This window comes from Photorhabdus namnaonensis, assembly GCF_001684335.1.
Lineage (GTDB): Bacteria > Pseudomonadota > Gammaproteobacteria > Enterobacterales > Enterobacteriaceae > Photorhabdus > Photorhabdus namnaonensis.
Genome location: NZ_LOIC01000055.1, coordinates 1 through 12,361, shown reverse-complemented (window position 1 = coordinate 12,361; position 12,361 = coordinate 1). Strand labels below are relative to the sequence as shown.

Annotated in this window: 11 protein-coding genes; 4 read left to right on the top strand and 7 right to left on the bottom strand. The window is 42.8% G+C overall.

Annotated features, from left to right (window positions below; all coding sequences use genetic code 11):
- Window positions 1-25: 25 nt before the first annotated feature.
- From aroB to pilM, 6 genes are all read right to left on the bottom strand, one after another.
- Complete coding sequence (gene aroB, locus Phpb_RS09825; protein ID WP_065390181.1) at window positions 26-1,114, bottom strand: 3-dehydroquinate synthase; 1,089 nt, start codon at window positions 1,112-1,114, stop codon at window positions 26-28.
- Between the two features lie 47 nt (window positions 1,115-1,161).
- Window positions 1,162-1,683, bottom strand: coding sequence for a shikimate kinase AroK (aroK, locus tag Phpb_RS09820; RefSeq protein ID WP_036779445.1), 522 nt, complete (start codon window positions 1,681-1,683; stop codon window positions 1,162-1,164).
- A gap of 369 nt (window positions 1,684-2,052) precedes the next feature.
- Window positions 2,053-3,087: a type IV pilus secretin PilQ gene (pilQ, locus tag Phpb_RS09815; protein ID WP_065390180.1), complete on the bottom strand. Its 1,035-nt coding sequence runs from the start codon at window positions 3,085-3,087 to the stop codon at window positions 2,053-2,055.
- Complete coding sequence (locus Phpb_RS09810) at window positions 3,080-3,625, bottom strand: hypothetical protein (protein WP_065390179.1); 546 nt, start codon at window positions 3,623-3,625, stop codon at window positions 3,080-3,082. The genes pilQ and Phpb_RS09810 overlap by 8 nt, the downstream gene beginning before the upstream one ends.
- A complete protein-coding gene (locus Phpb_RS09805; protein WP_065390178.1) occupies window positions 3,612-4,163 on the bottom strand; it encodes a PilN domain-containing protein in 552 nt (183 codons plus the stop codon). The genes Phpb_RS09810 and Phpb_RS09805 overlap by 14 nt, the downstream gene beginning before the upstream one ends.
- 2 nt (window positions 4,164-4,165) lie before the next feature.
- Window positions 4,166-4,999: a pilus assembly protein PilM gene (gene pilM, locus Phpb_RS09800; RefSeq protein WP_065390177.1), complete on the bottom strand. Its 834-nt coding sequence runs from the start codon at window positions 4,997-4,999 to the stop codon at window positions 4,166-4,168.
- 119 nt (window positions 5,000-5,118) lie between these two features.
- Between pilM and mrcA the strand changes: the two genes are divergently transcribed.
- Window positions 5,119-7,647: a peptidoglycan glycosyltransferase/peptidoglycan DD-transpeptidase MrcA gene (mrcA, locus tag Phpb_RS09795; RefSeq protein WP_065390176.1), complete on the top strand. Its 2,529-nt coding sequence runs from the start codon at window positions 5,119-5,121 to the stop codon at window positions 7,645-7,647.
- Window positions 7,648-7,692: 45 nt separating this feature from the next.
- Here mrcA and nudE read toward each other — a convergent pair whose 3' ends face one another.
- Window positions 7,693-8,241 carry an ADP compounds hydrolase NudE gene (nudE, locus tag Phpb_RS09790; protein WP_046396756.1) on the bottom strand — a complete coding sequence of 183 codons (549 nt, stop codon included), beginning with the start codon at window positions 8,239-8,241 and terminating at the stop codon, window positions 7,693-7,695.
- 476 nt (window positions 8,242-8,717) lie between these two features.
- Here nudE and Phpb_RS09785 point away from each other — a divergent pair, with 476 nt between their 5' ends.
- Genes Phpb_RS09785 through hslO form a run of 3 tightly spaced genes read left to right on the top strand, consistent with a single transcriptional unit; the run spans window position 8,718 to window position 12,201 of the window.
- Window positions 8,718-10,832 (top strand): intracellular growth attenuator family protein, encoded by a 2,115-nt coding sequence (locus tag Phpb_RS09785; RefSeq protein WP_065390175.1) that lies wholly within the window; start codon window positions 8,718-8,720, stop codon window positions 10,830-10,832.
- A gap of 57 nt (window positions 10,833-10,889) precedes the next feature.
- Window positions 10,890-11,306, top strand: coding sequence for a ribosome-associated heat shock protein Hsp15 (gene hslR, locus Phpb_RS09780; protein ID WP_065390174.1), 417 nt, complete (start codon window positions 10,890-10,892; stop codon window positions 11,304-11,306).
- A 22-nt stretch (window positions 11,307-11,328) separates the two neighbouring features.
- Window positions 11,329-12,201: an Hsp33 family molecular chaperone HslO gene (gene hslO, locus Phpb_RS09775; RefSeq protein WP_065390173.1), complete on the top strand. Its 873-nt coding sequence runs from the start codon at window positions 11,329-11,331 to the stop codon at window positions 12,199-12,201.
- The last annotated feature ends 160 nt before the right edge of the window (window positions 12,202-12,361 follow it).

The following is a 12,361-nucleotide window of genomic DNA, read 5'->3' as shown; positions in this document are numbered from 1 at the left end:
CATAAGCATACAACTTACTTAAAATTTACGGTAAACACTGACGGATAGCATCAATAACACAATTGTGTTCAATATCTGATCGGAGATCAGCTTTACCTATTTTTGTTGGAAGAACCAGCCGTAATTTACCTGCTATAACTTTCTTATCTCGCATCATATGTGGGAGATAGGCTTCTGGCGGCATGTTTTGTGGCCCGAGTACAGGTAGATTTGCTCGCTCCAACAATCGGATAATGCGTTGAATATCTTGTTCAGAGAAGTTATCAGCAAGTTGAGCTGTTCTTGCTGCCATAACCATTCCTGCGGCAACCGCTTCTCCATGTAACCAGACACCGTATCCCATCTCTGTTTCGATAGCGTGACCAAAGGTGTGACCGAGATTCAACAGAGCACGCAAGCCACTCAATTCTTTCTCATCTGCTGCGACAACTTCAGCTTTCAATTCGCAGCAACGACGGATGCAGTAAGCCATTGCTTGGTTGTCGAGAGCCAGGAGTTTATCCATATTATCTTCAAGCCAGCTAAAAAATGCGCTGTCGAGAATGATACCGTACTTAATGACCTCAGCCAGACCGGAAGAGAGTTCGCGGGCTGGAAGCGTTTGCAGGCAGTTGAGATCGACCATCACAGAGGCGGGTTGATAGAATGCGCCTATCATATTCTTGCCGAAGGGATGGTTTACTGCGGTTTTTCCTCCGACAGAGGAATCAACTTGAGCAAGAAGGGTGGTAGGCATTTGAATAAAACGGACGCCACGTTGATAACAGGCAGCGGCAAAACCAGTTAAATCACCGATTACGCCGCCACCAAGAGCGATAAGTGTTGTGTCCCGGCTGTGGTTATTTTCCAGCAAAGCAGAAAATACGTCATTTAATACGGAAAGCGATTTGTACTGTTCACCATCAGGTAGAATCACTTCATCTACCTGAATCCCAGTTTGCTGCAAAGTGGCTTTTACTTTTGCCAAATACAGCGGAGCTAGGGTTTGATTCGTTACCAGCATAACCTGCTGGCCTGCTTTTAGTGGTGCAAAAGCAGAAGGATCATCAAATAACCCTTTTGCAATGGTAATTGGGTAACTACGTTCCCCTAAAGTGACAGTGATCTTTTCCATAAGCAGCCTTCGCCTTAATTATTTATCGCTGTACAGACTTGCTTGAATCAGTTCTTTTCCAGTAACTCAATGATTTGGTTAGCGACAACTTTAGCGCTCTGTTCATCGGTACGGATAGTGACGTCAGCAATTTCCTCATATAGAGGGTTACGTTCGCTTGCTAAATTTTCTAAAACTTCGCGTGCTGGTGCATCGACTTGAAGTAAGGGGCGTTTTTTATCGCGCTGGGTGCGTGCTAACTGTTTTTCAATGGTGGTTTCCAAGTAGACTACGACACCACGGGCAGACAGACGATTACGGGTTTCTCTGGATTTCACAGAGCCTCCGCCAGTCGCCAGTACAATGCCTTGTTTTTCAGTGAGTTCGTTAATCACTTTTTCTTCGCGCTCGCGGAAGCCTTCTTCGCCTTCCACGTCGAATACCCAGCCCACGTCAGCTCCGGTACGTCGCTCAATTTCTTGATCGGAGTCATAAAACTCCATATTGAGTTGCTGAGCTAACTGACGACCAATAGTGCTTTTGCCGGCACCCATAGGCCCAACCAGAAAGATATTACGTTTCTCTGCCATGTTTTTGGTATTACTAAGACTATTCGTTAATGATAACCCGCCCCGCTAATCAAATCAGCAGCGGGACCTAAACTGAAACCTCATGAGCGGTAATGTGAGATCAGATAACAAAATTATCTCAGTACATCAGCCAGTTTTGCAACTATATAAATCAATGATGAGCTTTTTGTAACGAAAGCTTTGGTTTCATTGGCTGATTATTGTGATGTAAAACCCGACCACTCAATTAGTTAACTCTTGTATGCTAAATCGGACTCAGCGTCAAATCTATAAACAGGATTAGTTGGAAAAATCTGCGCGTCATCATACGGAATAGTTAAGTTTTTTATGTCCAACTCAATGATATAACGGTTATATTTCTCTTTTTGGTTAAATGTCCATCAGTTGAGGTGTAATAAATATGACTAACTCACGTCGGCTGTGTTTATGGCCTTTTTGGTTAAATAGTGAACCAAGCAATGGGATGTCTGATAGATAAGGTACCTTTTGGATTTTCTCACCTTTTTTCTGTTGAAAAATTCCACCGAGAATAAGTGTTTCACCATTCTTTACAGTGACTTGAGTTATTATTTCCTGTTTGTCGATGGTTAAATTCTCACCTCCTCCTTGACTTATTGAGATCCCTGGCATGTTTTGGCTGATTTTCAGAGAGAGTCTGATTTTGTTTTTTCTCAGTATATGGGGTGTGACTTCCATTCCGAGTACGGCTTCTTTAAATTGCACAGTACTTTTCTCTTTTTCTTGGCTGACGTAGGGAATATCGGAGCCTTGCTTGATGCTGGCTAACTGCTGATGTGAGGCGGTTAGCCTTGGGCTAGCGATAATATCCAGTTGATTCTCTTGTTCTAAGGCACTGAGTTCCATTTCCAGCAAACTGGTGTGAATGCGGGCAATATTGAACGCAAATCGATGCATGTTATCGTTGGCTGCTTGGTTAATATTGAGGCGGTTTATACCCGTTGTTGCATTAATCGGCTCCCCTATCGGCATGCCCCAGTAAATGCCGAGTTCATGTAGTGCTTCCCTGCTGCTGGTCACGATATGTGCTGTAATTTGCACTTGTTGTTGTGGTGTATCTATCTCTTTCAGCCAGCTTTTTATCTGTGCGATGGCGATGGGGGTATCCTGTAAAATTAGACTATTAGTTTCAGGATCAAAATCAACTTTGCCCTCTTTTGTTATCAGTGCGGGTCTATTTTGCTTGAGATTCAGAGCAATTTTTTCTGCGTCTGCATAGTGTAATACGGTTGAGAGGGACTGAATTTCGGTCTCATTGACTGATTGATCAAATAACTCAACCGATTGCTCTTCTGTCTCTATCATCGGGGGAGCAAAAGGATTTCTTATTTCTGCAACAACAATAGCGGGCAGAAAAAGGATCAACAGAATAAATTTTTTAGTCATAAAACTCCTCATGTGAGGTTTCTGACAGAGTGATTTTGACGTTTAGGGATTCACCTGATGGCGAAATGGAAAGTTGTTTAATCAGCAGTGGTGGATGTAACGTTTGTAACGCCTCAAGAAAACTCAACATTTGTTCGTAGTTCAAATAAATTGTGATTTGCCAGAGTGTTTTTTCCCCTTCTTTTTTACGTTGCCACTCAATAACTTGCGCGCCAGAATTTATCAATGGCTGTTGCAATTGTTTTATTGCGGTAATTTTTACTGCATTTTGTCGCGGCTTACTGAGTTCATTTTCTATTTGGTTGATATGTTGTTGTATATCTTCCAATAGCGGTAGCTGATTTAGTCGTTCATTGGTTGCTTTGGTATTGATTTGTTGAGCTGCTATTTTTTCTGTCAGGCTACTTCTCTGTTCAGCTCTTTCTTGCCAGAAGAAAAGATAAAACAGAATCAGAAATGACATAATGATAGTTTGCTGCCAGATGAAGAGCTGCCAGGTTGGTTTGGCAAACCACCATAGGTAGTCACTTTTTATCATTGGCTATCTCCGTCTGCCAGTTAGCGTCAATAATAAATTGTCTGATTTGTTGTTCGGTGATGGTCATCTTTTTTAGTTGAATTTCAGACAATTGCCCGTTGTTTTCGAGATTATCCAGTAGAGATGTCATACTGGAATAATCCAGACTATTAGCAACCAGTTTTAATTGACCTTCCTGATCATCGAAAGCAGTTAACCAACTTCCTTCCGGTAATAATTCAGGTAATTCATTAAATAATTGCCAATGTTGTTGGTTCTGTTTCAGCCACGTTTGTTGTTGTTTTAATTTATAGGTTAGCTTGTTGTGAAGATTAACCGCCTCCTCTGTCTGAGTTATTTGTTGTTGCAAATGTAATTGTTGCTGGCTGAGTTGTTGTAATTGCCTTTGGTGCTGATTAATCGTTTCCTGTTGTTTTAATAACATCCAGACGAGCACTGTCAGCCACAACATCAGTTGCAATAAGAGAAGAATCGCCCACCAACGATAACGATGTCTTAGCCGGGTTTGTCGCCAAGGTAGAAAATTAACCTGATACATCGTTACTTATCATCCGGTCTGAGTGCTAAACCACCGGCTATCACATATTCCATCAATTGAATTGGCCGTGGTGGTTGATAGTGACGAAATGCTGTCAACATATCCCAAGAGTAAGTTCCTTCAGGTAGGGCTTCTTGTTGGTAGCTACTGTAGTAAACAGGCTGTTCAGCCATAGATGAGGCAGATAATTGGCGGATAATCTGCTGTGGAGAAGAAGTAGCCGTATTTGCTGATACCAGATCATAAGCGAAGGGGGCATTGGCAGGAGATACCCATAGCCAACCAGATTGTTGCCTGTGTAACAACCAACTATCAGCGGGGACGCCGGCGTATTGCGCTATATAGCGTAGGGCACAGGGAGCAATATCAATAGCGTCTGGAAATATTCCTGCCTGTGCAAGACATTGTAGCCAGAGGTTGAGATCTTTCTGGCGGGCGGCGCTGATGTAGGCGTTTTGTTCAATGATACGGTAATCCAGCGCCAGTTCTCGGGTGTTAAAGGGAAATTGTTTCTCGGCGCTGGCGTTGATAAACCAGCTTTGCTCCGGCTCTTTAAGATTGATATCTGGAGGTAAAATCAGACTCTTCTGCAATGTTTGTTGTACAGGCAGGGCGAGTCTGAAACTGATTTTTTTAGGTAATTCTTGGCGCCATTGATTTAAAATATCACATAATATTTCTGGCCGTTGTAAACGACCTTCTGGCATAACCGCATCAGATAAAAGATATTGCCAGCAGTGGCGAAGCTGCCAGCCATCTCGGCGTTTTATAGCCGCGACGGCGCGAAGGGCGCCATTTTGGATGTCCAATCCGACATACCATTTTGGTGAATACATCTATCGATCTCCATATCAGTAATTTTAATAAAAGACCATATTCAAGGTGCTGTGTAACCTTTATACTACGCGCCGATTGTTTATAAACCACCCGACTAACGTGACATGGGAAATTTCAGGTGAAGTTCGTAAAGTATTTTCTAGTCTTTGTCGTGAGTTGCATTTTTCTGGGAACGGCCTCGATTTTTGGGATGTACAAATATATCGAGCCTCAGTTACCTGATGTGGCGACATTAAAGGATGTTCGATTACAGACACCAATGCAGGTGTTCAGTGCAGATGGCGAGCTTATTGCCCAATATGGTGAAAAACGCCGTATGCCTCTTGAGCTGTCCGAAATTCCACCCATTATGGTGAAAGCGTTCATTGCAACGGAGGATAGTCGTTTTTATGAGCATCACGGGGTCGACCCTGTGGGGATCATCCGGGCAGCGTCTGTCGCGATGAGTTCAGGCCATGCATCACAAGGGGCGAGTACCATTACTCAGCAACTGGCGAGAAATTTCTTTCTCACTCCTGAGAAGACGTTGATACGTAAAATCAAGGAAGTTTTTCTGGCTATCAGGATTGAGCAACTGCTGAATAAGGATGAGATCCTCGAACTCTATCTCAATAAAATTTACCTTGGTTACCGGGCTTATGGTGTCGGGGCGGCGGCTCAAGTCTATTTTGGTAAGAATGTCAAAGAGTTGACATTGAGTGAAATAGCCATGATTGCCGGTTTGCCAAAGGCGCCTTCTACGTTTAACCCGCTTTATTCGTATAGTCGGGCGATTAACCGCCGGAATGTGGTTCTGAGCCGTATGCTCAATGAAGGCTATATTACTCAGCAGCAATATAATCAAGCCAGAAGTGAAAAGTTGATTGCTAATTACCATGCGCCCCAGATTGCTTTCTCCGCGCCCTATTTGTCCGAGATGGTGCGTCAGGAGATGATTGAGCGTTATGGTGAGAATGCTTATACCGACGGTTATAAGGTTTACACGACGATTACCCGTAAACTTCAATTGGCTGCCGTGGATGCGGTTCGTAATAACCTCATTGATTATGATGTGCGTCATGGCTACCGTGGAGCACAGGAAGTTTTGTGGAAAGTGGGCGAACCTGCTTGGGATCGGGAACAGATTGTCAAGAAGCTTAAGACCTTGGCAAATTATGGGTCATTAATACCGGCTGTGGTGACCGGAGCGGGTAGTGATCAGGCGATAGTGATGTTGCCTGATGGCAGTAGTGCGGAATTGCCAATGACGGGTGTCCGTTGGGCCAGAAAGTTCAGATCTGATAGTGCACAGGGTGTGGTTCCTCGTAGTGTGAATGAGGTGGTTCAAGTTGGTGAGCAGGTTTGGGTTCGGAAAGTAAAGGATATTTGGTGGTTGGCGCAAGTGCCGGAAGTTAACGCGGCTTTGGTCTCTATTGATCCCAATGATGGCGCTGTGAAGGCGCTGGTGGGTGGGTTTGATTTCAACTTGAGTAAATTTAACCGTGTCACTCAGTCGTTACGTCAGATTGGTTCCAATATCAAACCATTTCTCTATACCGCGGCGATGGATAAAGGGCTGACATTGGCTTCATTGCTGAATGACTTACCCATTAGCCGTTGGGATGCCGGAGCCGGTACTGATTGGCGTCCGAAAAACTCACCACCGACTTATGTTGGGCCAATCCGTTTGCGTCAGGGATTAGGGCAATCGAAGAATGTCGTGATGGTTCGGGCAATGCGAGCAATGGGAGTCGATTATGCTGCTGATTACCTGCAACGGTTTGGTTTCCCGGCACAAAATATAGTACGTACAGAATCTCTGGCTTTGGGATCGCCATCATTTACACCAATGCAAATGGTACGTGGCTATTCGGTCATGTCCAATGGCGGCTATCTAGTTGATCCTTACTTTATTACTAAGATTGAAAACCAAGATGGCGATATTTTATTTGAGGCTAAGCCTAAAATTGCATGTCCGCAGTGCGATATTCCAGTAATTTATGGGGATACGGCACGTTCAATCGAACTTTCTGAAAACTCGATTGAGAATGTTGCTCAATCTCATGTCAGCCAGCAAGAGATATTGCCGTTACCTGAATTGGAAAGAGCGCCGGTAATTGATAGCCATGAAGAGGCGCCAAAATATGCTCCTCATGTTATCAGTACTCAGTTGGCATTTTTGATCCATGATGCTTTGAATAGCAATATTTTTGGCGAGCCGGGTTGGTCAGGCACGGGGTGGCGCGCTTCACGCGATCTGAAACGTCGGGATATCGGCGGCAAAACTGGAACAACTAACAGCTCAAAAGATGCCTGGTTTTCAGGTTATGGGCCGGATATTGTCACCACGGTTTGGATTGGCTTTGATGACCACCGTAGAAGCCTTGGTCGTACCGCGGCCGGAGGCGGTGAAGCGGGTGCTAAGAGTGCGCAGCCAATTTGGGATGATTTTATGAAAATCGCGCTGGAAGGGGTTCCTGAAAAAGAAGTCACACCTCCTCCGGGGGTTATTTCTGTCGTGATAGATCGTAAGACAGGTAAACTTGCTGGCGGAGGCGGGGATACCCGTAGTGAATACTTCATTGACGGAACTCAACCTACAGAGAGTGCGGTGCAAGAAGTTGGCACAACTTTAATTGAGAATGGTGAAAGCCAAGAATTATTCTGAGGATAAGACACAGGCACAACGGAAGCGTTGTTGTGCCTGTGAACTTCAACGGTGCTTTAAATATTTTTGTGCCAAAAATAGGGCGCAGACATTACGTGCTTCGTTGAAATCAGCGTGATCCAGTAATGACATCATATCGGCTATTGGCCAACGTATTTGTGGTAGTGGTTCAGGTTCATCCCCTTCCAGTCTTTCTGGATAGAGATTTTCAGCAATAACGATATTCATTTTGTGAGAAAAATAGGCTGGAGCCATAGTAAGTTTGGCTAATTGTTCTATTTTTCTGGCACCAAAGCTGACTTCTTCTTTTAATTCACGATTAGCGGCTTCGAAGATATTTTCCCCAGGGTCGATCGCGCCTTTAGGAAAGCCCAATTCGTACTGCTCAATGCCGACTGCATACTCACGAATAAGCAACAATTCATCCCCAATGACCGGGATTATCAGAACAGCTTCCCGATTGACCGGACGCATTCGTTCATAAACGCGTTTTACACCGTTACTGAATTCGAGATCAACTGACTGAATATGAAATAAACGTGAATGAGCAATGTCCTCTATGTTTAGGATTTTAGGGTTTTTCAGGTCATTCATAATTGCCCCTGATGGTTTAGTATTGGTTGAGTTGAGTGTCTGTGCATTATTACGTCATGAATTATTTCATTAACCTTAGATTTTATGATGAAATTAGGTACACTCCATAAGTTGACTAAATATGGCCGATTATTTTGATAAATGATATACCCGTTATCTTTCAAGTTGCCTCTTTGTTGGCTGCGCTCACTCACCCCGGTCACATAGTTCCCTATGCTCCCGGGGATTCGCTCCCTTGCCGTCGCGATGCACCTTGAAATCCATAGGGTATAGTGATTATCGCTGGTTATTGTTGTTACTGTTATCTTTATCCTCTTTGGAAATAGATCTATGTTGTGGATAGTTTAGTGCGTGATTATATAACTCATTGTAAAATAAATTAAAAAAACAAATAGAGATAACCTAATTCAAAACTTAACGTGTAGTTGATAATTTGCAAGCAACAATAGCAAGATTGTCATGGGTATGGGGATAAAATGAGCGTAACAGTCGTTATACTGGCTATCTTGATAATTAGTTTGATTGTCATGGCTTCCTTTCTGATTCTCAAATGGAAGTTACATGATAATGCCTGTTATCTGCCTTCTGTTGCTACACCAACCTATCGTAAACTTAATGCTGATGAGTATCAGGCTATTGAATGTTATTTGAGTCGAGTGTTGCCGCCAGTTGTAACAGATCGTATTAATAAAACAAGTTGGCCAATTCTGATGGGTAAAAATGATATGGTTTATACTATCTGTCATTCCATTACCCGATTTTCTGTTGCTTCAGATGAACTACATAGCTGGCGTTATTATATTGATATGGCAGAAGTTCATTTACCGTTTTTCCTTGAGCCTTTTATTAAACAACAGAATATTATTGATGTTGTTCACACCGCGACAATCCCTCTGGTTATTTCGATTAATGGTCACTTTCTGAAAGATTTTCAACAGGATTTTCCTTCTGTTCCGGTAATTTCAGAGGTATCTCATCAGCAGGCATCGATCCAGAAAAATGGTGAAACCAGCGTAAAATTACAAAATATCCGTAAAGAGACATTGGAAGAGTACTGGTTAAATCACTCATCGGGGATTTGGGAGGGGGGATTTTTGTGTTTTGGATTTTTCATTTGGTTTCTTGCATTACTTTCACCAACACTGCTTTTGCCGTGGCTGATGTTGATTGCAGGCAGCTTAGTCGTTGTCAGTTTTTTGCCGCTATTTTGTCCACTTTCAATATGCAGGCGTCAGGATATTCACTGTTTTACCGGTATACCAAAACGATGGGGATTATTTGGCGAATTTGAACAAGGGCAAATGAGTAATATTTCACTTGGTGGAATTGATTTGATTTATCCTCCTCATTGGGAGCCTTATGTTGCTCACTATCTTGATCAACAAACCAATATTGATATTTACACTAACGGCCAGGTAGTCAGGCAAGGGCATTATCTCTCTTTGCATGAGGAAGAAAAAAATTACCCTTACCATCGTTATGGGAAAAATCTCATGATGATCGTTAGTAGCTTGCTGATTATGTTACTGCTCTATTTTTATCAGCCGGTTAGTGTACCGATGAAACTCAGTTTTGCCTGGTTGCGTGGCAGCAGCACAAAAGTTGTCACTGACGCTAATATGATGGAAGGGATGGAATTGCGAGTTGGGGATATCCTGAAAGCAAAAGGGGTTGGTATGTGTTATATGCCGCTAAACAATATGAATGGTAAAGGCGATACCTATTTTTCTCCATTCGATTGTTCGGGGATATATTGGAATAGAGTTAATCCACTGCCAATACCAGAATCAGAAATTATAGAAAATGCCGCTAAACTGATTGCCACTGTTAATAAGCAATTACGTTTACAGGAAAATGACGATGTAATAAATCCAGATCTTGCTCAGGAGATTTTCAAATCTGGTATGATCTTATTGGATAATTTCCCTGATATTGTATTGAAAACTAAAGAATTATGTGAAAAAGAAACCGACTGTTTACGATTAAAAAATGCTTTGGTTAACTTGGGTAATGCTAATGATTGGCTCACTTTGTTAAAGAATGCGGAAAGTGGCAAATTGGATGGTACTCATGTTTTATTGCGTCCGGCTGGCGCTGAAGCTTTGGGGAAATTGGTTGATGCGACGACATCATCATTTATCTACCGGGAAATAGATAAAGTCGCAATGCTGCTGAATAGCCCTTCACCTGGCGGTGTTCTGCTTATCAGTGATGAAGGCAAACAACTGGTTGAATATATAACCCCCGCCATCATCTCTTATGACCATAGTGCGTTGGAACAATGGCGTGAATTACAGCGGTTATCGGATATGGTATTGCAAACACCTTTTGAGACAACGGGAATTATCACGGAATTATCCGTAGATAGTCATGGAACCCGCCGGGTTGTGTTGCATAATGAACTGGATTCCATGACGCTTGCTCGTTGTATTAGTACTACTGTTTTATTCTTGGCTCTTTTTACGACCTTAATCATTAACTTTGTGCTGGTTGTTAAGAAAAATCGGCAGAATAAACAACGCCTAAACAAAATCAGTCAATATTACGATAACTGTTTTAATACACTTTTTCCGCCTACGCGTTGGCGATAATCGACAATGGTATGTTAGGCTTTGGTTTATTTGCCAAAGCTGATAGTGAGAGGAAAAATGAAGGGTAATTCAGACTCCGATCAAGCTGTCCGTCTGGATAAATGGCTGTGGGCGGCCCGTTTTTATAAAACCCGGGCTATTGCACGGGAAATGATAGACGGTGGTAAAGTTCACTATAATGGTCAAAGAAGTAAACCGAGTAAATTGGTTGAACCTGGGGCTGAAATTAAACTGCGTCAAGGTAATGATGAACGTATAGTTGAAGTTCTTGCGTTAAGCAATCATCGACGTAGTGCGCCGGAGGCGCAGCAACTTTACCAGGAGACGGAAGCGAGTATTGCTAACCGGGAAAAAATGGCAATTGCTCGAAAAATGAATGCATTAACTATGCCTCATCCTGATCGACGACCGGATAAAAAAGAAAGACGCACGCTGATTAAGTTTAAGAACATCAAATTAAGTGGGCAGGAATAACCTGCTCGAATGAGAGATAGTTATGTTTAAACAAGACCAATTGCACCGCTTTTTGTTTGAGAATTATTCTGTACGTGGTGAGCTGGTTTTAGCCAGTGAAACTTACCAATATATTTTGGAAAATCATAATTACCCGCAGCCGGTACAGCAATTATTGGGAGAACTGTTGGTAGCAACCAGTCTATTAACTGCAACCCTGAAATTTGATGGCGATATTACGGTTCAGATTCAGGGAGATGGGCCGGTCAAATTGGCTGTGATTAATGGTAATCATCAGCAACAGATGCGAGGTGTCGCTCGTATTGATGGATTAGTGACTGAAAATAGTAGTTTGAAACAGATGGTTGGTACAGGCTATATGGTTATTACCATTACGCCAACTCATGGTGAACGTTATCAGGGCGTGGTTGCACTGGAAGGTGAAACACTGGCGGATTGCCTTGATGATTATTTCAGACAGTCTGAACAGCTACCGACTCGTCTATTTATCCGTACTGGCATTCAGAGTGGAAGAGTTGCTGCTGGTGGTATGTTATTACAGATTCTGCCAATAGCGGAGCAGAGTAGTGCGGAAACTTTTGATCATCTGGTGCAACTTACTGCAACCATTAAAGGTGAAGAGTTATATTCATTGGAAGTTAAGGAGATTTTGCACCGCCTTTATCATGAGGAAGATGTCATATTATATGAACCGCAAGCGGTCGAATTCCGTTGTACTTGTTCTCGCCAACGTTGTGCTGACACATTAGTCACACTTTCCGATGAGGATGTTAATCATATTTTGCAGAAAGATGGCAACATTGATATGGCGTGTGAGTATTGCGGCACGCACTATATTTTTGATGCTGACGATCTTGCTGCAATCAGAACAGAAAAAAAGAACTTGCTCCATTGATATTCGATCTAAACAAACTTTTTCACCTTTTAAGGCGCAGGTCCGCGCCTTTCTATCAATTATCCATAATACTTAGCAAAATCCGCCGTAAACCCTCGCCCAATGCGGGCGGTGATATAAGGCGAAAAGCCCGCAGGGCTTTCAGGTTATTAACCATCAC